Origin of the sequence: Streptosporangium sp. NPDC087985 (assembly GCF_044741965.1) — a bacterium.
Classification (GTDB): domain Bacteria; phylum Actinomycetota; class Actinomycetes; order Streptosporangiales; family Streptosporangiaceae; genus Streptosporangium.
Genome location: NZ_JBIUTQ010000007.1, coordinates 15701 through 36070 on the forward strand (window position 1 = coordinate 15701; position 20370 = coordinate 36070).

Genomic DNA, 20370 nt, shown 5'->3' on the forward strand with positions numbered 1-20370 from the left:
GGGGCGGGTTTCTCGGTCGGTGACCGGGGCGGTGGGTCACGGGCGCCTGCGGGCTCGCAGGATGGCGTCGTGGATGGTGACCTCACGGCCTTCGGGGTCGCCGGCGGGGCGCGGTCTGGTGTCGGTGACGAGGACGTCCCACTGGTCGGGGGCGAGGGAGTGCGCGACCTCCTCGGCGGTGAAGAACATGTCGGGTATCGGTGTGCGGGGCATCGTGGTCTCCAGGTCCGAGATGTGGTGGCCGACGATGAGCAGGGTGCCGCCGGGGGCCACCGTGGTGGCCAGCCGGGCGAACAGCGCTTGGCGCTGGATCCCCGGCAGGTGCATGAAATGGGCGGAGACCAGGTCGAAAGGGCCTCCATCGGGTGTCCAGGCGGTCAGGTCGGCGTGTACCCAGCTGATCCGCCCGGCCACGTCGGCGCCGAGGGCGTCGGCCTGTTCGGCGCCGCGCCGCAGGGCGGTAGTGGAGAAATCCACCGCCGTGACCCGCCAGCCGCGTGAGGCGAGCCAGAGGGCGTCGGCCCCTTCGCCGCAACCGACGTCGAGCGCCGTGCCGGGGGGCAGGTCGGTGGTCTCGGCCACGAGCTGGGGATTGGGGCGACCGCTCCAGATCGCGGTGCGGGAACGGTAGCGCTGCTCCCATGCCTGCTCGCTGAACATGCTCTCGGTCGGGGCGTCGCGGTCGGCGTGCTGGTGGGCACCCGGTGGCGTCGCGGTGGCAGGGCCACGGTGGTGGTCGCCGGGCACCCGCTCGGCATGGCCGGAGAGGGGCTCGGGCCTGCGGCGGTGAGCGGCCACGGCGTGGCGGGTGTCCTCGGCGATGAGGTCGGTGTTGATGGCCGCGGCGGTGTTCAGTGCCGAGGCGGCGGCGACGATCACCTGGGCGCGCAGGTCCGCGACGTTGCCGGCCACCCACACCCCGGCCACCGAGGTGGCCCCGGTGGGATCGGCGGGCACGTGGCTGCCGATGACGTGGTCGCCGACCAGCTGCGGGGTCGGCTCCAGCCCGAGGGAGGCGAGCACGTCGGCCCGGGCGGTGAAGCGCGGCGCGACCACCACGGCCTGGCAGGGGACGAGCCGCCCTGAACGCATCCGGATGCCGCTGAGCCGGTCGTCGGTCGTCTCCACGGCGGTGACCTCGCCCTCCACGAGCGTGACGCCCCGGGCGACGAGCTGCTCGTACTCCTCATCGGTGGGTTTGGAAGCGGTGTGCAGGAACAGGGTCACCCGCGCGCTCCACTGCCGGAACAGCAGGGCCTGGTGCGCGGCCAGCGGGCTGTCGGCCAGGATGCCGATCGCCTGGTCGCGTACCTCCCAGCCGTGGCAGTACGGGCAGTGCAGGACGTCGCGCCCCCACCGTTCGGCCAGTCCGGGGACGTCGGGCAGCTCGTCCACCAGACCGGTGGTCACCAGCAGCCGCCGTGCCCGCACCGTTCGGCCGTCGGCGAGCAGCACGCGAAAGCCACCCTCCCCCTCGTCCAGGGGGTGGGCCGAGGTGACGGTGCCGGTCACGATCTCACCGCCGTAGCCGGTCACCTCGGCGCGGCCGGCGGCCAGCAACTCGCCGGGGGGCGTGCCCTCGCGGCCCAGGTAGTTGTGCACATGCCCGGCCGGGGCGTTGCGCGGGGCGCCGGCGTCGACCACCAGCACCGAGCGGCGCGCCCGGCTCAGTGCCAGGGCCCCGCTGAGCCCGGCCGCACCACCACCGACGACCACCACGTCGTACTTCTCCTCCACCGCGTGCTCTCCTCTGCTCGTCGGTACGGCCGGAGTGGGGTCACGGCGGCCGTCTCGTCGCTGGACTATCCGCCCACGGCGGCAGATTTGACAAATGGTGTTGCCAGGATGGCAAATAGGTGGGGTGAACGACGACGCTCCCGCCCTCGCCGGCGCTCTCGACGATGTCATGGACGCCGTGGGCCCGCGCCTGAGAGTCCTGCGCCAGCAGCGCGGCGCGACCCTGGCGCAGCTCTCCGGGGCCACCGGGATCTCGGTCAGCACCCTGTCCCGCCTGGAGTCCGGCCAGCGCAAGCCCACCCTGGAGCTTCTGCTCCTGCTGGCCCGAGTCCACCAGCTCCCCCTGGACGAGCTCGTCGGCGCGCCGGCGACCGGCGACCCGCGCGTCCACCAGCGCCCGATCATCCGCAACGGCACGACGTTCATCCCGCTGACCCGCCGGCCCGGCGGGCTCCAGGCCTACAAGATGGTCATCCCGGCGCGCTGGCCCGCGTGCGGGCCGGAACAGCGGGTCCACGAGGGGTACGAGTGGATTTACGTCCTATCCGGGCGACTGAGCCTGTTGCTCGGCGAGAAAGAGATCGTCCTGACACACGGAGAGGTGGCGGAGTTCGACACCCACATCCCGCACGCGTTCAGCAACCCCTACCCGGAGCCCGCCGAAGTCCTCAGCCTGTTCGGACCCCAGGGCGAACGCCTGCACGTCCGCGCCCGCCCCTCCAACAGGTGAACCGTCTCCCGCACCCGATGACCGCCACTCCTCCCCTTGGAGACTCCGCAGCCGGGCGAGGCCATGGTCACGGCTCGGGGGAGAGGCGGTCGGCGGCGTGTTCGATGGCGGTGCTCACCCGGTCGGCCAGCAGGCCGACCGCGCCGACCGCACGGGTCACCGGGTCGTCCTCGGCGCCGCCGAGTGCCTTCTCACGCAGGTAGGCCGCCTTCACCTCGGCCCACCGGGCGGCCTGCCCGGCCGTCATGGTCCCCCGCAGCTCGGCCAGCTTGAGCAGGTTCGCCTCGGCGCCGGAGGTGAGGGTCCGGGCCTCGCCGAGGTAGTGGTCGTCGATCAGAGCCTCCAGTTCGGCGTCGTTCATGACCGGGACGATCCTGGCGGCGAGCTTGTTCATGTTCCGGTAGGACCCCTGGAGCTGGAACGGCGGTTCGGTCCTGGACGCGTCGGACTGGGCGGCCGAGGCGATGTAGGCCCGGTTGCCCGCCAGTACCACCTGCTGGACGCGGAGCAGCCCCCGCAGGACCGGGAGCATCTCGTCGAGCTCCGCGGCGGAGTACGGGTGGGAGAGCCGGTCGGCCCGGACGGTGGGGTCGCCCTGTGCCAGCCGTACCAGGAGACGGATGTCACCGCGGTCCCGCGTGGACAGCGGGGCGAGGAACGGGTTGGAGGTGAGCGCGTTGTCGATGTAGCTCAGCGCGAACAGCTCCTCCTTGCCGGACAGCACCTCGCCCAGGTTCCACACGTCGGCACGGTTGGCGAGCATGTCGGGGATGCGGAACCGCCTGCCGGACTCGGTGTACGGATTGCCCGCCATGCAGACCGCGAAGCGCTTGCCACGCAGGTCGTAGGTGCGGGTCTCGCCCTCCCAGACACCCTCCATCTGCCGCTGGCCGTCGCACAGCGAGATGAACTTCTGCAGTAGTTCGGGGGAGGTGTGCTGGATGTCGTCGAGGTAGAGCAGCACGTTGTTGCCCATCTCCAGGGCGAACGAGATCTTCTCGACCTCCTGGCGGGCCGTCGCGTCGGGCGCCCGCGCCGGGTCCACCGAGGTGACCAGATGCCCCAGGGCGGGGCCGTTGACCTTCACCAGCATCAGACCGAGCCGGCTGGCGACGTACTCCATGAGGGTGGTCTTGCCGTAGCCGGGCGGTGAGATGAGCAGCAGCATGCCCATCTGGTCGGTCCGCTTGGCGTCGCCGGCCGCGCCGATCTGCTTGGCCAGGTTGTCACCGATGAGCGGGAGGTAGACCTCGTCGAGGAGCTCGTTGCGGACGAAGGCGCTCATCACCTTCGGCCGGTACTCCTCCAGGCGCAGCCGCGTCCGTTCCGCGGCGACCAGGTCGTTGCGCCGCCTCTGGTAGGCGCGGTAGGCGGGGACGAGGTGCTCGCGGAAGTGCCGGGTCCGGCTGAGGAACTCGTCCAGGCGCAGGTCGAGCCCGCGTCCGGAGATCCGCGGGTGCGTGCCGAGCAGGTCCTCGACCGTGGTGGTCAGGGGCACCGAGGAGTCGTGCCGGGTCACCTCGCACAGCAGTACGGCCACCGCCTCCGGCAGCTCGGCCGGTGACTCGAACGCGCCGAGCCACGCCTCGGCCAGCCGGTGGCGCCCGGCCAGGTCGTCCTTGAGCGCCCGCAGATCGTCGTCGAACTCCTGGCGTGCCGTCCCCAGCGCCCGGTCGAACCGTTCCAGCAGCGACCGTGCCCCCGCGCTCGTCACGAACCCGGACGGCTCGCCGGCCAGTTCCTCGAAGAGGTATTCCCCGGCGAGCGTGCAGACGTCCTCGCTGTCCCGCCCGTCCGGACGCCCCGCATCGCCGGGTGCCCGGGCTGCCCGGCCGTTCCCGGCGGGGGTGCCGTCCGCGGTGCCGCTGAGAGCGGCCATGAAGGTCGTGATGGCGGAGCCGAGCGCGCCGCGGATCTCATCCACCGCGTCGACCCGGCCGAACAGGGCGCGTGCCCGTGCCAGCGAGACCACCCGGGTGGTCCACGCCCCGCGAGCGGCCTCGTCCACGCCGAAGGTCCAGAAGAGCTGGGCCGCCGCCCTCGCCGCGGGGGGATAGCGCAGCAGGCCGGCGCCCGCGTGCAGCCGCAGCAGGGCGTTGAGGATGGCGGCCGCGTCGTGGTCGTGCACGCCCCGCTCGTAACCCTCGTCGTAACGGGTCTGCGCCACCGGGCGGACGATCTCCAGCAGGCTGCCTCCGTCCGCCGCCGCGCGCAGCGCGTCGAGCGTGACGGCCGATCCGCCCACGCTCAGCGTGCCGGCCTCGGCGGCGGCCAGGATGGAGGCGGCCAGGTGCTCGCCCCGGTAGACCTCGGCCGTCTCGGAGACCAGCGACTGGTTCCAGAACGGCTGGGTCTCGGCGAACGCCTCGTCGCGCACCGGCGAGCGGTAGTCGGTCCCGGTCACGGCGAACGCCAGCCGGTCTCCGTGCGGCACCAGCGTGAGGTCGGCGGCCTGGGTGTTGACCGCGAACCGGTGCCGGCCCAGGCGGATCGTCTCGCCGCCGTCGGTGTACAGGTCGAGCCGGTCGCGCAGGGCGCGGCCCGCCTCCTGACGGGCGGACTTGATCCGGCCTTCGAGCTCCTCGGCCCGGACCTGGTCGCCCAGCGCGCGCAGCTCCCCGGTCACACCGTGCAGCTTGACGACCATCGGGTCGGAGCCGAAGTAGGTGTTGACCTCGTCGAGCGATCCGAGCCCGGCCGCACGGCGGCGCACGCTGGACAGGATCCGGGTGGCGGAGTCGGCCAGCCGGTCGGCCCTGCGGGCGCGCTCGTCCAGCAGCGCCTGCCGCCGCGCGGAGAACACCTCGTAGACGTCCTCCCGCTTGGCCGCCAGCTGGGCCAGGAAGTCGTCGAACTCGGCGAAGCGTGACTCCAGGCCTTCCATCTGGAGCATCAGCCGGCCGAGCTGCTCGTCGCAGCGTTCGGGGGTGTCGGCCATCGCCAGAGCCCCGGTGATCGACTGTCCCAGCAGTGCGAACTCGGCCGCGAACGCCGCCCGTCCCTCGCTCGCCAGCAGTTCCCCGCGCCGCGCGTCCAGTGTGGCGCGGGCCCGGTTGATCCCGCCGAGCACCTCGCCGACCCGCTCCAGGATCGCGGTCCGCGCGGTCGCGTCGGCGATGTCGAGCGTGCCGACCACCTCGACCACGATCTCCAGGCCCTGCGTCTGCCCGGCCAGCCGCTCGCGGATCGGCTCGGCCTCGGCCACGGTCGTGATGGTCCCGGCGTCGGAGACCAGCCGTTCGACCTCCGCGTGGTAGCCGGCGAAGGCGTCCTCACCCCGCAGGAAGCCGGCCGCGCGCTGCGCGGTGGTGCCGAGCTCGGCGTCGAGCTCGGCGCGCAGCCCGTCGATCCGGCCGGTGTCCACGTAGCGCAGCTCACGCAGGGTCACCAGACGTCCCTGGGCCCGCCGCAGCTCGGCGAGATGGGTGATCCATTCCTGCGCGGAGCGGGGGGCCTGCGCGTGTGCCAGCCGTACCAGGGAGGTGATCTCACCGGCGGCGGTCTCCAGCGCGGTCGCGGCCTGCTCGGTGAGCGACTGGACCTTCTCGAACTCCTCCAGCACCTGTTCGGCGGACGCCCGCACGTCGGCGAGCGGTCCTCGCAGCCCGTGCTCGCCCAGCCAGTGGTAGTGGTCGAAGGCCCGGGTGCAGGCCGAGATCAGCGCCTCGAAGACAGGGATCGACGGCGCCATCTCCTCGATCATCCGGGCCACCGAGAGGCAGTCGGAGATCCCGCGCACCAGTTCGGCGTTACCGATCCGCTCCAGCGGCCCGGTACCGGCGGGCTGGGCGGCGGCGTAGACGTCCGACGTGTACGGCGTCTGCCAGACCTGCATCGGGTGGACCCGGGTGGGCTCGCCGGAGGTCGCCCTGAAGACGATCAGCGTGCCGTCGTCGAACAGCGAGTAGCCATGGCAGGAAAGAGGTGTGGACACCTGTTTGCGGATCACGTTGTACGGCAGCAGCAGCGACCGGCCCTCGGCCCGGGCGTGGAAGACGTAGAGCACGTCCTCGCCGTTGGCCGAGCGGATGACCCGCTCGAACTCCAGGCCGGAGACATCGGTGTCGAAGGTCTTGCTGACCCCGGTGGACAGGTAGTAGCCGCCGGGGAAGATGATCCCCTGGTCCTCGGGGAGGCGCTGGCAGGCCTGGCCGATGCCGTCGAGGCGGACCACGCCCTTGGTCCTGGTGTTGAAGACCAGGTGCCGCCATTCGGTCTCGTTGTAGGGCCGGATACGCAGCAGGATCAGCGGGCCGATCCTGGCGTGGTACACATCGGCGTCGGCGAGGCTCTGCAGCGGTTCGGCGACCGGCTCGCGGTAGATGCCCTCGCCCGTCTCGGTGTTGTTCTCGATCTTGACGGTGAGGTCGCCGCCGACGGTCTCGACGAACACCTCGCCCTGGATCGAGATGTGCGGGTGGCGGCCGAGCACGTGGTCGTCGCGGGTCGTGGGGATCCACTCGAAGTCGTGCGAGGGCGGGAACGTGTGGTCACGCTCGCCCCGGTCGTCGATGTAGGTGAGTGTGCCGTCCACCCCGACCTGCCAGCGCAGCACGCGGATGTCCTGCGGTCCCGTCTGGAAGACGGCCAGCATCTTGCCCTCGACCCGGCGGAGCTGGAGCAGCCGCGTCCCCCGGTAGTAGCGGTAGAGCTCGGCGAAGTCCCGCTCGAACTGCGGATGGCGGAACAGCGGCGCGGGGTCGAACCGGAAGGCGTCGCCGTCCAGACCACCCCCGGCACCCGCCGCTCCCCGCACGAAGGTGTGCATGGAGAAGACGTCCTCGACGGTCGTCTCGGGCTTCAACCCCATGAAAACGTTGTAGCCGAACAGGATGAGCCCCTGACGGGGGTCGTGCCCGTCTCCCGTCCCCCCGCGTGGGCTCGCCGTCCCGCCGAGCGCCACGATGTCGCGGGGGACGCAGTTGTTCTCGGTGCGGATCCGCTCGGTACCGATCAGGCGGAGCTCGGCTCCGCCGAATACCTCGAGACGCTGGGTGTTGAGCGTCTCGGCCCGGCGGGCCAGCTCGCCCGCCCGCTCGGCGAGCCGGGCGCGGAGCACCTCGTAGGTGCCCGCGTCCAGCTCGGAGCGGTCACTGGGAGCATCGACGACCTCTGTCATGGGCGGCGTCACTGCTTGCCGGAGTCGAGGGCGGCCGAGGTTTCGGCGGAGCCGGGCTCCCGCGTGGCGCCCAGCAGGTCACGTAGCCTGTCCGCGTCGGCTCCGCCCGAGTTGATCAGTTTGACCAGCAGCGCGGAGAGGGAGAGGTTGCGCACGTCGGCGGTGTCGAGCGAGCCGAGCACCCTGGTCAGGTCGGCGGGCAGGCTCTGTGAGCCGTCCAGGTACGGCCCGGCCAGCGTCTGGGCGACGTCGGAGTGCTGCACGAAGCCGTCCACGATCTTGCCCATGCTGATCGAGCCCACCAGCCGGTCGAGGAAGACGCTGTCGCCGCCGACGATGTCGATGTTGGCCTTGGACAGGCCCGCGGACAGCACCTCGGCCTGCGCCTCGGCGACCTTGAGCTGGACGTTCACCCCGGCCAGGCGGATCTCCTTCTCCGCCTCCAGCCGCAGGCGGTACTCCTCGTGACCGCGGCTCGCGTCGTCCAGCGCGGCCATCGCCGCCGCCTTCTCGGTCAGGCCCTCGGCCTCGGCCTTGAGCCTCTCCCGCACCCCCATGGCAGAGGCCAGAGCCTTGGCCTGGTCGCCCTCGGCGGCGGCCAGCGCCTTCTCCCGCTCGATCAGGGCCTCGGCGCGGCCGATCTTCTCGATCGCTTCGGCGTCCCGCTCGCGCACCTGCACCTCGGCCAGGCCGGTCGCCGCCGTCTCGGCCTGGACACCTTCGGCCAGACGGATCTTGGCGCGGGCGTCGAGCTCGGCGGCCTGCTGCCGCGACTCGGCCAGCACCAGTGTCTCGCGCGCCTGGTGCCGGGACGCCGCCTCGGACGCCTCGGCCGCCTTGATGTCCTTGACCAGGCTCTCCTGTGCCTCGGCCTCGGCCTGGATGATCAGGGCCTGGCGGGTCCGCTCGGCCTCCTCGACCACCCGCAGGCGCTTGATGCTCTCCTCCTCCTCGGCGACCGTCTTCTCCACCGCGATCCGCTCACGGATCACCTCGGCGATGGAGCGCTTCTCGCCTTCGAGCTCCTTGTCCTTGGAGATGCGGGACAGCTCGGTCTCGCGCTCGCGGGAGATGACCTCCAGCATGCGGTCCTTCTCGATCCGCTCGGACTCGATGGCGATGACCCGCTCGCGGTTCTTCGCCGCCACGGCGATCTCGCGGGCCCGGTTCTCCTGCTGGATGCCGAGCTGCTCGTCGGTGTGCAGGCCGGCGGCCTGCGCCTTGAGCCGCTCCTCGGCCTGCACCTTGGCGATCTCCGCCTCCTCGCGGGCGCGCATGGTCTCGACCTCGCGCCGCTGCTTGATCTCCGCGTCGGCCTGGCGGCGCTCCAGTTCCAGGATGGCCTCCCGCGCGTCCACGTTCTGGCGGGTGATCTCCTTCTCCTCGTGCCGCTGGAACTCGTTGGTCCGCACGTGCTCGATGGCGGTCAGCTCGGTGATCTTCCTGATGCCCTGCGCGTCGAGGATGTTGTCCTTGTCGAGAGAGAGCAGCGAGGTCTGCTCCAGGTAGTCGATGGCCGCGTCCTCAAGGCTGTAGCCGTTCAGGTCGGTGCCGATGACCTGGATGATCTGGTCGCGGAACTGGTCGCGCTGGGTGTAGAGGTCCACGAAGTCGAGCTGCTTGCCGACCGTCTTGAGCGCCTCGGAGAACTTGGCGTTGAACAGCTCCTGCAGCGTCTCCTTGTCGCTGGCCCGCGCGGTGCCGATGGCCTGGGCGACCTTGACCACGTCCTCGACGGTCTTGTTGACCCGGACGAAGAAGGTGATCCGGATGTCGGCCCGGATGTTGTCCCGGCAGATCAGGCCCTCGCGGCCGGTCCGTGCGATCTCGATGGTCTTCACCGAGATGTCCATGATCTCCGCCCGGTGGAACACGGGCAGCACGATCGCCCCGGTGAAGGTGACGTCCACCTTGTTGACCTTGGAGATGATCAGTGCCTTACCCTGCTCGACCTTGTTGAACAGGCGGCTGATCATGATAAGTAAACTGACGACGACGAGAAGGATGACGGCGAGAAGAATGCCCAGCCCGGTGGAGATGACGTCGTTCATGTGGTCCTTCGGTTAAATAGGGCGGTGGGGGTCGAGTTCCGCGTCGTACGGCATCACCCAGAAGAACTCACCCGCGGAGTCATAGGCGAATATCAGGGCGGTGCTGCCGGCGTCGAAGACGTCGTCGCCGGTCTGACGGACCTGAACGAGAGCGGAGGAGCCGTCCGCGGCGGTGACCTCGGCCTGGCCGAAGCTCCTGTCGACCCGGCCCGTACGGATGACGCACGTCCGGCCCACGAAGTCGGCGCGGGAGGGGAGTTGTTCCTTCCGGGTGACACGGCGCAGGGGCAGCAGGATCAGGCGGGTGCCGGCCCAGGCGCAGACGAGCGCCGCCACCAGCACGCCGGTCAACGCGAGAGTGCCGCTGAACAACACCCCGCCGGTCAGGCTGGTGAACCACGCGATGACCACCATCAGCGACACGGCCACGGAGATCGGCACTCCGCCCAGCCCGAGGCCGCTGAGGAACCCCGCCGTATCGTCGACCTCGCCGTCGAGCCCGAGGCCGCTGACCATGGCGAACAGCCAGTAACCGACGACCACCACAAGGAGGAATGTGAAAAGGGCGGTCGGGAAAGCTAATACCGCATCGACGAACTGGCCCATTGGCTATGAGATCCCCTGTTGGTGCGCACAGTGGCGCTTCCCCGAGCGCATGTTCCTGACTATACAAATCTAAAGATCAACCAAAGGGGATGGTTCCCGAAACCCGAAGAATATCGAGAAAGTTATCGAACGTACGGGAAGGCCGAGGAGGCGGAGCGGAGCTCCGGGTCCTCGGCCGTGGGGGAGAGGATCAGGCGGCTCGGGTGACCATGTAGGCCAGGCCGACGAGGATCACGACGGGGATGAGCCACACGATCGCCTCGATGGCGAATTCCTTGTACATGCGGGGCGCCCTTCCGGAGCGATGTCGCCGAGAAGTACGGAGAATCCGACGATAGCGGTTGACCCGCGCCACGACCAGGATCCGCACCAACCGCCCGCCGGGAAGGAGGGCCCGCCCCCTGCCGGCGGACCACCGTCCATACGGCTCCGGGACGTCGGACGGTGCCGCGCCGGGGACCTCCGGACGCGCCTACGAGGGGACGGCCGAGCCGACGACCACGGGAGTGTCCGTACCGGGACCCTCGACGACGTCAGCCACCACGCAGGTGATGTTGTCGGGGCCACCCGCCTCGCAGGCAAGCTCGATGAGCCGCCGGGTAACCGCGTCGAGGTCGTCGACGTCGGCGAGCACCTGACGGAGCTGGCCGGCCTCGACCACCCCGGACAGCCCGTCGGAGCAGAGCAGGTAGCGGTCGCCGACCTCGGCGTCGCGCAGGGAGAGATCGGGGTCGATGGTGTCGCTGCCGTCCAGGACCTGGAGCAGTATCGACCTGTGCGGATGCCGGGCGGCCTCCTCGGCGGTGATCCGGCCGTCGTCCATCAGCGTCTGGACCAGGGTATGGTCGTAGGTGATCTGGTAGAGGTCACCGTTGCGGAGCAGGTAGGCACGTGAGTCACCGATGTGGGCGAGGGCGACCCGGGGGCCGTCCCAGAGCATCAGGGTCAGAGTGGTGCCCATGCCGGTGAGGCTCGGATCCTCCTCGACCAGCTCACGCAGGCGCTGGTTGGCCTTGCGGACCCCGGCCTCGGCAGAGGCGACCAGATCCTCGGAGTCCTCATGGTCCAGGGCGGCGACCGTGGCGATCGCCGCCGAGCTGGCGACCTCCCCGCCGACATGGCCGCCCATCCCGTCGGCGACGGCAAGCAGCCGGGCGCCGGCGTAGGCCGCGTCCTCATTGCCCTGGCGGACCCGGCCGACATCGGAGCCTGCCGCATAGCGGAGCGTGATCATCTTCAAACCACTGGAACGTCGAGTTGCACGAGTGAGTCGCTTTCCGGCAGTTGGGACGGGCTTAGGGCGAACCGAGTTGTTCCACGATCCACTGAACACCATGGTGACGCAAGCGGCCCAGGGAAGTGTTGCCACATCTGTTGACAGGCGTGGCGGCGCGTAAGCTGTTTCGGCGCCCCGGAGATTGCCGGGGGGCTCCCCACCTCACGCACGGCTAGGAGACCAGGAAATGACCGCGATCCTCCAGGAGGCGGCACGGCGCCGCACGTTCGCGGTGATCAGCCACCCCGACGCCGGTAAGTCGACCATGACTGAGGCGCTGGCGCTGCACGCCTCCGCGATCAGCGAGGCCGGCGCGGTGCACGGCAAGGCCGGCCGCCGCGGTGTGACCTCCGACTGGATGGACATCGAGAAGGCCCGTGGCATCTCCATCACCTCCGCCGCCCTTCGGTTCGAATACCGAGGGCACATGTTCAACCTGGTCGACACCCCCGGTCACGCCGACTTCTCGGAGGACACCTACCGGGTGCTGGCCGCAGTCGACTGCGCGGTCATGCTACTCGACGCGGCAAAGGGCATGGAGCCGCAGACCCTGAAGCTGTTCGAGGTCTGCCGGCACCGGCGGATCCCGGTCATCACGTTCGTCAACAAGTGGGACCGGCCTGGCCGCGAGGCGCTGGAGCTGCTGGACGAGATCCAGGAGAAGACCGGCCTGCGGCCCACTCCGATCACCTGGCCCATCGGCATCGGCGGCTTCTTCCACGGCGTGGTGGACCGGATCGCCGACCGTGCGGTCCGCTACACCCGCACCCCCGGCGGGGCCACCAAGGCCATCGAGACGGACCTCCTCCCCGAGCAGGCGCTCGCCGAGCTGGGAGAGGACTGGGAGCGGGCCAGGGACGAGGTCGACCTGCTCTCGGCGATCGGCTCCGACCACGACCAGAAGGCGTTCGAGGCGCACGAGTCCACCCCGGTGCTGTTCGGCGCCGCCCTGAACAACTTCGGCGTCGGCCGCCTGCTGGACGCCATGGTCGACATCGCGCCCCCGCCGGCGCCCCGTCCCGATGTCAAGGACGACCCGCGCCCGATGGATAAGCCGTTCTCCGGCCTGGTCTTCAAGGTGCAGGCCAACATGGACCCCTCGCACCGTGACCGGATCGCCTTCGTCCGGGTCTGCTCGGGCCGGTTCGAACGGGGCATGGTGCTGACCCACGCGGCGACCGGGCGTCCTTTCGCCACCAAGTACGCCCAGTCGGTCTTCGGCCAGGAACGCGCCACGATCGAGGAGGCCTTCCCCGGAGACGTGGTCGGCCTGGTGAACGCCACGGCCCTGCGCCCCGGCGACACCCTCTACGACGGCCCCGGGGTCGAGTTTCCGAGGATCCCGAGCTTCGCACCTGAGCACTTCTGGACGGCCCGCTGCCGCGACTCCAGCCGGGCCAAGCAGTTCCGCAAGGGCATCGACCAGATGGAGGCCGAGGGCGTCGTCCAGGTCCTCCGCTCCGACATCCGAGGCGACCAGTCGCCGGTGCTCGCGGCGGTCGGCCCGATGCAGTTCGACGTGGTCAAGCACCGGCTGGCCGGCGAGTTCAACACCGAGATCGCGATGGACCGGCTCGACTTCAGCCTGGCCCGGATCACCGATGCCGAGTCCGCGCCGATCCTGGCCCGCCAGCGCGGGGTGGAGGTCTTCACCCGCGCGCTCGACGGGGAGCTGCTGGCGCTGTTCACCGACGAGTGGCGGATGCGCGGCGTGCTGCGCGACCACCCTGACCTGATGCTCAAGGCACTGCTCGCCGATACCCGCGGCTGATCGTCTGATACGGCCTGCGCGGGGCTGCCCAGCGCAGGCCGTACATGGTGAGATATGTCCCTATGAGTATGATCAAATGGGGAATTCTCGCGACCGGTGGGATCGCCGCCACGTTCACCGAAGACCTGAAGCTCCTGCCGGACGCCGAAGTGGTCGCGGTCGGATCCAGGTCCGTCGAGTCCGCCCGGACGTTCGCCGACCGGCACGGCATCCCCCGCGCCCACGGGAGCTGGGCCGAGCTGGCCGCCGATCCCGGCGTGGACATCATCTACGTCGCCAACACGCAGAACGCCCACTACGACGCCGTGCTGGCCTGCCTGACCGCGGGCAAGGCCGTACTGTGCGAGAAGGCCTTCACGCTCAACCGGATCCAGGCCGCCAAGCTGGTGGACGTCGCGCGGGAGCGCGGGCTGTTCCTCATGGAGGCCATGTGGACCCGCTGCATCCCGGCCGTCCGAAAGATCGTGGAGCTGGTCGAGGGGGGAGCGATCGGCCCGGTCACCACCGTCCACGCCGACTTCGGGATCTCCGCCGACGTCGGTCCCGAGCACCGGCTCCGCGACCCCGCGCTGGGCGGCGGCGCCCTGCTCGACCTGGGCGTCTACCCTGTCTCCTTCGCCCACCTCATGCTCGGCGACCCCGCCAAGGTGCAGTCCTGGGCCCGGCTGACCCCCGAGGGCGTGGACGAGAACACCGGCATGCTGTTCGGCTACGACAGCGGCGCGGTCGCCATGCTCTCCTGCGGCATCACCACCAGCGGCCCGGTCACCGCCTGGATCTCCGGCCCGCTCGGCCGGATCGAGCTGCCGGGCCCGTTCTTCCGGCCCGACACCTTCACCCTGCACCGCACGGACGCCGAGCCGGAGACCTTCCACGTCCCCTACGAGGGGGCCGGCATGCTGCACGAGGCCGCCGAGGCCATGCGCTGTCTGTGCGAGGGCCTGCTGGAGAGCCCGCTCGTGCCCTGGCAGGCGACTCTTGACGTGATGGGTCTGCTGGACGAGGTCCGTGCGCAGGTGGGGGTGCGCTTCCCCGGCGAGTGAGTCTGTGTGGTGCGGGGTTTTCGCCGTGCGCGCTGCGGTGGGTGTGCTGGTTTGCCGGTGTTCGCGCTGCGGTGGGCGGGTGTTCCGGCCGGCCGTCTCAGTTGCGGCCCGGTGTTTCAGGCCTCCGGCCTGGCGGGCGCGACGGTCGCGGTCCTTTGATACGCCGGCCGGAACACCCACCCACCTCCGCGCCACGCCTGCCTCGCCGTACGGCCCGCACGCCGTAGCCGCTCGCTTCCGGGCCGCCCAGCGGGCTCACTGACGCTGAAGCAATCCGTTCGAGGCCGTTCAGGTTGATCGCCGTAGCTGAAGCCTCACCGACGAAAGGAGCGCATGGCGGGGCGCCTTATTATCACTACTTTTCGTTATGACGTTGTTGCAGTGCGTTGCGAACGGCCGTGGACGCGGCCCGACAGGCACCGGAGGTGCCCATGCGACGTATCAGAACCAGAGTAGGCATTCCTGCGGCGGCGGCACTGCTCGCCCTTCTTACCGTGGCCCCACCCGCCGTGGGAGAGCAGGCCGGCGGGGCGACCTCGCGTGCCGCGGCCGAGGACGCCTACTTCGAGTTCGCCGCCCCGCCGAACTCCAAGGAGTTCGTCATCAAACTCACCGACCCCGTCATGATCCGGAATGCCAGGGACATCCTGAGCGGTAAGGAGACGAACGCGGTCCATGTCATGGGGAGAATCGTCAAGCGCCCCGCCCCGTACAACCCCGGCTGGAGCTTCTCCTACGACCCGGCGACGATCTCGTTCTTCGCCTTCGCCATCGAGGTGTGCGACGCGTCGACGATGTACGTCGAGGACCACCTCGACGAGGCGGGTGGCGCGTTCCTGCCCGGCAACTTCTGGTGCCCCTGGTCCTCGCGACTGACGCGGGAGATCCCGGCGCCGTGAGGCACCGCGCGGCGGACCGGCCTCGCGCACGCGAGGCCGGTCGCGGCCGGTGGAGCGGACCAGACTACGGGCCGACGGCGCTCTCCTGGTCTTGTGCATGAAGGTTCCGCGTCCGCCACGGTGGTGCCAGATTCTCTGGCCCTCACATCACGACCACCACCCCGCCGGCACGTGCCTTTCCGGCCATTGCAGGGCCGAGAAGGGCCGAGGGGTAGGGCTGGGCGGGACTGACGGCAGGTGACAGCCTTGTCGGGGGGATGCCTGTCGGCCGGTGGTCGTCGTGGTCAGTTACGTGGGGTTGGGGTGTGGGGGAGGTGGAACCAGACGGCGTTGCCGGCATGGTCGTGTTGGTGGGTGCCCCAGGCGGTGGCGAGGAGGTCGACCAGGAGCAGGCCGCGTCCGCCGTCGCTGTCGAGGTCGCCGGCGCGGATGAAGGGCAGGCTGGTGGCCGAGCCGTCGTCGATGACCTCGATGTGGACGGTGGTGGCGTCGGTGCCGATACAGATCATGACTGAGCCGTTGGGGGTCCGGCCGGAGTCGGAATGGAGGACGGCGTTGGTCATGACCTCGCTGAGGAGGAGCGCTACGTCGTCGAGGGTGAGGTCGCTGGTTCTGCCTGTCAGGAGGTCGCGGGTCCACTGGCGGGCGGTGGCGACGGCGGTGGGGGCGGCGGAAAACTCGGCGTGGCCGAGCAGGTGCAGGGTGGCCCAGTGGGTGGAGATGGCCTGGTGACGTTCATAACGGCAAACGGCCGTCTGTCCTGGGGTCTTCATGCGATCGCTGCCGAGACGATGACGTCGGCGACGTTGTCGGCTTCGGCGCAGATGCATTGGCCGGGGCGCCAGAGCCGCGCCCACCAGGGCCTCCAGACGAAGACCCAGCCACGGGCGTGGCGGGCGGCGGTGATGCGGATACGCCGGTCGCCTGCGGACAGAACCTCCAGAACCGGTGGTCCGCTGGTGGGCAGCACCAGTGAGGTGCCGACGCCGAGGACTCTGAGGTCCCAGCCCAGCCGTACCAGATAAATGAACTGCTCTTGTGGCGGGTTGCGCACGTCCATAGCTCGGCTCCCGAGTTTGCTGGCATACGACGGGTGGTCCCACGGGGTGAACGTCAGCCGCGCGGCTTTTCGAGGTCACAGGCATGTGACTCTTGGTTTCCAACTGTTCACACGTGGTGTACCGACATGATGGGCGCAACCCGGGCTGTCCGGCAATACGAATGTCAATATTGCCAATATGACGATGGGAGCTTGCCCAACCTCGCAGGGTGACGGCAGACTTGCGATCTCGACTCAGGGGAGAGCCAGCGTGGGCGCCGAGCAACCAGCTACCATCCGAACTCGAAGGCTGGCGACCGAACTGCGCCGCCTACGGGAAATCGCCGGCCTGACGGGCGATCAAGCGGCCAGGTCACTGGGGTGGAACCCTTCCAAACTCAGCCGTTATGAGACAGCCACAAGGCGGGTGCAGCCGAAGGATCTCCAGGCACTTCTCGACCTCTACGCACTCCCCGAAGACAGACGGCAGGACCTCGTGGACCTGGCGAAGAACGCCCGGTTCAAAGGGTGGTGGGACGCTTACGGCGACACGTTTCCCACTGAACTCGCCACTTACATCGCCTTGGAAGCTGAAGCTGCGGCGATCCGGGGGTTCTCAGCTCAGATCGTTCCGGGAATGCTCCAAACGGACGAGTACGCGCGGTCCGTCATCCGCTCCGGTCTGATGGATCTTGCACCCCGAGGTGAGACCGAGCGTCGGGTGGAAGCACGCAAGACCCGGCAAAGGCTCCTCAGGAGGGAGGTCGGCCCTCTCGATTACTCGGTCATCATGAGCGAGGCGGCCTTGCGGAACAGGATCGGCTCTTCGGAGGACATGCGCGCTCAGTGCCGCCATCTGATGGACCTGGCCCAGCTCCCCAACGTGACCGTCCAGATCATCCCCTTCACTTCCGGCGCTCACCCCGCGATGGCGGGAACCTTCTCCATCCTCAGTTTCCCTGCCCGCTACGACGAGGACGTGGTCTACATCGAGACCATGACCAGTAACCTCTGGGTAGAGGACGAAAATGACGTACACCGCTATACACTCGTATTAGATCATCTTCGCACGATTGCCTACGGGATCGATGAATCCCTCTCTTTCCTGGCGACGATGGCCGACCAGCTTTGATCATCGATCTGTTGGAAGGGAGCCGCGGGATGCCCTCCGAGCAAGCCGTGTGGCGGACCAGCAGCTTGAGCGCCAACGGTGCTGACTGTGTACAGGTCGCCGTGGTCGATGGTTCCAGCACCTCAGATCGCGAGGCAGGTACCAGCCTGTTTCTGGTCCGCGACTCCAAGAACCCCGACGGCCCCCGGCTCCGATTCAGCCCTGACGGGTGGGCGGTCTTCGTCGACGGCATCAAAGCCGGCGATTTCGACAGCCTTGGATAATCGCCTTACCTGGCGGATGGCGGTAGGGGGCGAGGTTGCGCTCCCAGCGGCGACGGCCCTCTGTTCGGCTTATCTGAGCTCCCGGCAGGACACCGGAGGCCTCAGAGTCTGACAGAGATGGCTGGGAGCGCTCGCCGAGCAGCTCGAACAGCACTACGGCAGCGCCTACACCCTGATCGCCTATCTCAAGGGCACTGGCGGGAAGCTGATCCGCCGACTGGTCCGCAACGGTGCGTTGCTTTCGATGGTCGACCAGGTCCACTGGAAACTGCTCGCTGATCTGCTGGGAATCTCCGACAACGCCGCCGCCTCTAGGGGCCCAGGACGACTCCACCCCTCGTGAGCTGGGGGTGGCTTCCCAATGCCGTCACGGCCTTGGCCTTGTCCTTCATGACGCCGTCCTCGGCACGAGGAACGATGGCTCGGCATGGCTCGCGACGCACTCGGCCGCGACCGTCGCCCTCGGCCTGTACCTGCGAAGAGGGCGGCGGTCGATCCTGCTACATGAGCAGGCCGGTGAGATCCGTTTGATCATGCATAGGCCGCTGTCCCGGCCGGGCCTCCATGATGCAGACAGAGTCTGGTCACGTACGGAGAGAGCGACAGGGCGGACCTGTCGGTGCTTCCACGTGAGATCACCTCACGTGGAAGCACCGGCGGACCCCCTGGACGGCCTTCCCCTGAGTAGTCCGAGCAGCACGTCGACGACGAGGAATGCGGCCAGGGAGATCCCGAGGAGCGGCAGGAACAGCCCGACCGCCACGGCCACCGCAGCCAGAGCCGGAAGCACGGCCCGAGGGACCTGCCGCCACGTGCCGCGGGGATAGGGACGGCCGAAGCGTTTCTGGGTGGGACGGCGCTGCCACCACATGCGGTAGCCGTACACGATGAGGAAGACGAGCCCGATCGCCAGCGCGCCCACGACGATCTGGTTGGCCAAGCCGAACAGCAGGCCCATGTGGCCGTCGATACCCCAGCGGGTGAGCTTGGCGGCCAGCGGGAAGTCGGCGAAACGCAGTTCGTCGGTGACCTGGCCGGTGGCCGGGTCGACGGCGACCTGGTCCAGCCGCTGCGGCCACTCCTTGTCGATCTCCTTGACCACGTAGGCGTCGGCGGGCTTGCTCGGCCAGACGATTTCCAGCGGCCCGGACAGCCCCTTGCCCGCCGCGGCCTGGACGATCTGGTCCACTGAGGCGTCTTCAGCGGATTCGGAGGGCATGTGCCCCGCGTGGTCCGCGTGATCGCCGGTGGCGGCGGAGACCGAGGGCGTCGTCCAGCCGAGCGCCGCGCGCAGCTCGTCGACGTTCTCGCCCGCGTACTTCGACCAGGTCAGCCCGGTGGCGGACAGGAAGAGCAACCCTGCGGCCACCCACAGGCCCACTGATCCGTGCCAGGACAGTGTGCGCCGCCGCCCGGTGAGCGTGCGGTCCGGTGCGATGATCGCGCGCAGCCGGCGTACGGGGCGGCGGCGGCCCAGCCACAGCAGGACGCCGCCCAGCGCCACCACCCACAGCCAGCTGGCGGCGAGCTCACTGTAGATGCGTCCTGGTTCACCAAGGAGCAGGGTGCGGTGCAGGTTGGAGATCCAGGTGCGCAGCGGCAGCGCACCGGAGCTGCCGTAACTCTCTTCTGCGCCGCGGATCTGTCCGGTGTGGGGGTCGACGAAGACGGCCAGCCGGAGCCCTTCCTCCAGTTCGGGCACGTTGAGCAGGACCTGTGTGGTCCTGCCGGGCTCGGCCGGCGTACGGACGGCGCTGATGGTTCCTTCGGGGTGGGCGGCCCGGGCGGCGGTGATCTGCTGGGACAGCGGCAGTGTGGTCGCCCCGACCGGCGCGGTCAGCTCGTGAGCATAGACCAGTCTCTCCAGCTGGAAGGAGGTCGCGTACAGCAGTCCGGTGGTCGCGGCCACCAGCAGGAACGGCGCGATGAGGATTCCGGCGTAGAAGTGCAGGCGCAGCACCAGCGGGCGGATCGCCGCCCAGCCGGACCGCCTGGACGAGGCGGACGCATCGGGATCGGGAGAGACTCGGGCGGGCTGGGTCTCAAGGTCGGATGTCATCGGGATGTTTCTCCGTTTTACAGGGATGTGCAAGCCGACAGGCACACATCACCAAGGCAGGGGCAAACGAGCCGGAAGTCACGGTTGGGTCCGATCCCAGGCGATGGACAGGGAGTCGACGCCGTAGACAATCGAGATCTTCCGGAAGGCGATCTCCTCGGCCGGTACGGCCAGGCGCAGGGTGGGGAAGTGGCGCAGCAGCGCGGGGGAGGCGATGCGCATCTCCATCTGGGCTAGCGGCGCGCCGACGCACCGGTGGATGCCGTGCCCGAAGGCGAGATGGGAGACCACCTCGCGGCCGGGGCGGCGCTGTCGATGCCTGGGCCGAGCGCGGGGTCGCGGTTGGCTCCGGTCAGCGAGCACAGCACCATCGGTCTTTGCGTTCGCGGGTGACCAGCTCCGTTAGGTAGGCCATCAAGTCGTTGACCGCCTGGAGTGAGACCTCGGGGCCCGCGGAGAGGTCGAACCGGTCGGTGCTCAGGCGCAGGAAGTCGGCGCGGTCGGCGTAGGGCACGCCCAGCAGCTCGCAGACCACCAGCGAGGGGATGGGGAGCGCGAAGGACTACATCAGGTCGGCCGGGGAGCCTGATCTCTCGGGGGAATTCTGTTTCTGACATCGATCAGATCCTCATCGTCATGCAGTCG

The 20370-nt window shown here is 69.3% G+C and carries 16 protein-coding genes; 6 read left to right on the forward strand and 10 right to left on the reverse strand.

The genetic code is table 11. The annotated features are described in order from the left end of the window. Positions 1–36: 36 nt before the first annotated feature. A complete protein-coding gene (locus ACIN94_RS16210) occupies positions 37–1737 on the reverse strand; it encodes a methyltransferase domain-containing protein (protein WP_400705934.1) in 1701 nt (566 codons plus the stop codon). Between the two features lie 169 nt (positions 1738–1906). Here ACIN94_RS16210 and ACIN94_RS16215 point away from each other — a divergent pair, with 169 nt between their 5' ends. After that, complete coding sequence (locus ACIN94_RS16215; protein ID WP_400706633.1) at positions 1907–2467, forward strand: helix-turn-helix domain-containing protein; 561 nt, start codon at positions 1907–1909, stop codon at positions 2465–2467. A 67-nt stretch (positions 2468–2534) separates the two neighbouring features. Here the strand turns inward: ACIN94_RS16215 and ACIN94_RS16220 are convergent, their stop codons facing one another. The 4 genes from ACIN94_RS16220 to ACIN94_RS16235 form a co-directional block, all read right to left on the reverse strand. After that, positions 2535–7586 (reverse strand): DNA repair ATPase, encoded by a 5052-nt coding sequence (locus ACIN94_RS16220; protein ID WP_400705937.1) that lies wholly within the window; start codon positions 7584–7586, stop codon positions 2535–2537. 8 nt (positions 7587–7594) lie between these two features. Then, positions 7595–9637, reverse strand: coding sequence for an SPFH domain-containing protein (locus ACIN94_RS16225; protein ID WP_400705940.1), 2043 nt, complete (start codon positions 9635–9637; stop codon positions 7595–7597). 12 nt (positions 9638–9649) lie between these two features. Further along, positions 9650–10183 carry a hypothetical protein gene (locus tag ACIN94_RS16230; protein ID WP_400705943.1) on the reverse strand — a complete coding sequence of 178 codons (534 nt, stop codon included), beginning with the start codon at positions 10181–10183 and terminating at the stop codon, positions 9650–9652. A gap of 532 nt (positions 10184–10715) precedes the next feature. Next, positions 10716–11477, reverse strand: coding sequence for a PP2C family protein-serine/threonine phosphatase (locus ACIN94_RS16235; RefSeq protein WP_400705946.1), 762 nt, complete (start codon positions 11475–11477; stop codon positions 10716–10718). A gap of 229 nt (positions 11478–11706) precedes the next feature. Here ACIN94_RS16235 and ACIN94_RS16240 point away from each other — a divergent pair, with 229 nt between their 5' ends. The 3 genes from ACIN94_RS16240 (at position 11707) to ACIN94_RS16250 (ending at position 15232) form a co-directional block, all read left to right on the forward strand. Beyond that, positions 11707–13290: a peptide chain release factor 3 gene (locus ACIN94_RS16240; RefSeq protein WP_400705949.1), complete on the forward strand. Its 1584-nt coding sequence runs from the start codon at positions 11707–11709 to the stop codon at positions 13288–13290. 62 nt (positions 13291–13352) lie between these two features. Then, a complete protein-coding gene (locus tag ACIN94_RS16245) occupies positions 13353–14333 on the forward strand; it encodes a Gfo/Idh/MocA family protein (protein ID WP_400705952.1) in 981 nt (326 codons plus the stop codon). 431 nt (positions 14334–14764) lie between these two features. After that, positions 14765–15232, forward strand: coding sequence for a calmodulin-binding protein (locus tag ACIN94_RS16250; protein WP_400705955.1), 468 nt, complete (start codon positions 14765–14767; stop codon positions 15230–15232). Positions 15233–15516: 284 nt separating this feature from the next. Here the strand turns inward: ACIN94_RS16250 and ACIN94_RS16255 are convergent, their stop codons facing one another. Together ACIN94_RS16255 and ACIN94_RS16260 are read right to left on the reverse strand one after the other, a co-directional pair. Continuing rightward, a complete protein-coding gene (locus ACIN94_RS16255; RefSeq protein ID WP_400705958.1) occupies positions 15517–16005 on the reverse strand; it encodes an ATP-binding protein in 489 nt (162 codons plus the stop codon). Next, on the reverse strand, positions 16002–16292 hold the full coding sequence (locus tag ACIN94_RS16260; protein WP_400705961.1) for a hypothetical protein: 291 nt from the start codon (positions 16290–16292) through the stop codon (positions 16002–16004). The genes ACIN94_RS16255 and ACIN94_RS16260 overlap by 4 nt, the downstream gene beginning before the upstream one ends. 250 nt (positions 16293–16542) lie before the next feature. On the opposite strand from ACIN94_RS16260, the gene ACIN94_RS16265 reads away from it, so the two are divergent. Beyond that, the gene (locus tag ACIN94_RS16265; RefSeq protein ID WP_400705964.1) at positions 16543–17403 is read left to right on the forward strand and encodes a helix-turn-helix domain-containing protein; all 861 of its coding nucleotides are present in this window, start codon (positions 16543–16545) and stop codon (positions 17401–17403) included. A gap of 29 nt (positions 17404–17432) precedes the next feature. Continuing rightward, complete coding sequence (locus tag ACIN94_RS16270) at positions 17433–17666, forward strand: DUF397 domain-containing protein (RefSeq protein ID WP_400705967.1); 234 nt, start codon at positions 17433–17435, stop codon at positions 17664–17666. 640 nt (positions 17667–18306) lie between these two features. Here the strand turns inward: ACIN94_RS16270 and ACIN94_RS16275 are convergent. From ACIN94_RS16275 to ACIN94_RS16285, 3 genes are all read right to left on the reverse strand, one after another. Further along, entirely contained in the window at positions 18307–19725 is a 1419-nt protein-coding gene (locus ACIN94_RS16275) for a PepSY-associated TM helix domain-containing protein (protein WP_400705970.1), read from the reverse strand. A gap of 78 nt (positions 19726–19803) precedes the next feature. Then, positions 19804–20016, reverse strand: a complete 213-nt coding sequence (locus ACIN94_RS16280) for a cytochrome P450 (protein WP_400705973.1) — start codon at positions 20014–20016, stop codon at positions 19804–19806. 61 nt (positions 20017–20077) lie between these two features. Next, complete coding sequence (locus ACIN94_RS16285) at positions 20078–20260, reverse strand: hypothetical protein (RefSeq protein WP_400705976.1); 183 nt, start codon at positions 20258–20260, stop codon at positions 20078–20080. Positions 20261–20370 lie beyond the last annotated feature (110 nt).

What these genes read in the sequence shown, in the direction of transcription:
- ACIN94_RS16215 (WP_400706633.1), top strand. Translation starts at nt 1,907, where the DNA reads ATGGACGCCGTGGGCCCGCGCCTGAGAGTCCTGCGCCAGCAGCGCGGC.
- ACIN94_RS16220 (WP_400705937.1), bottom strand. Translation starts at nt 7,586, where the DNA reads ATGACAGAGGTCGTCGATGCTCCCAGTGACCGCTCCGAGCTGGACGCG.
- ACIN94_RS16225 (WP_400705940.1), bottom strand. Translation starts at nt 9,637, where the DNA reads ATGAACGACGTCATCTCCACCGGGCTGGGCATTCTTCTCGCCGTCATC.
- ACIN94_RS16235 (WP_400705946.1), bottom strand. Translation starts at nt 11,477, where the DNA reads ATGATCACGCTCCGCTATGCGGCAGGCTCCGATGTCGGCCGGGTCCGC.
- ACIN94_RS16240 (WP_400705949.1), top strand. Translation starts at nt 11,707, where the DNA reads ATGACCGCGATCCTCCAGGAGGCGGCACGGCGCCGCACGTTCGCGGTG.
- ACIN94_RS16245 (WP_400705952.1), top strand. Translation starts at nt 13,353, where the DNA reads ATGAGTATGATCAAATGGGGAATTCTCGCGACCGGTGGGATCGCCGCC.
- ACIN94_RS16250 (WP_400705955.1), top strand. Translation starts at nt 14,765, where the DNA reads ATGCGACGTATCAGAACCAGAGTAGGCATTCCTGCGGCGGCGGCACTG.
- ACIN94_RS16255 (WP_400705958.1), bottom strand. Translation starts at nt 16,005, where the DNA reads ATGAAGACCCCAGGACAGACGGCCGTTTGCCGTTATGAACGTCACCAG.
- ACIN94_RS16260 (WP_400705961.1), bottom strand. Translation starts at nt 16,292, where the DNA reads ATGGACGTGCGCAACCCGCCACAAGAGCAGTTCATTTATCTGGTACGG.
- ACIN94_RS16270 (WP_400705967.1), top strand. Translation starts at nt 17,433, where the DNA reads ATGCCCTCCGAGCAAGCCGTGTGGCGGACCAGCAGCTTGAGCGCCAAC.
- ACIN94_RS16275 (WP_400705970.1), bottom strand. Translation starts at nt 19,725, where the DNA reads ATGACATCCGACCTTGAGACCCAGCCCGCCCGAGTCTCTCCCGATCCC.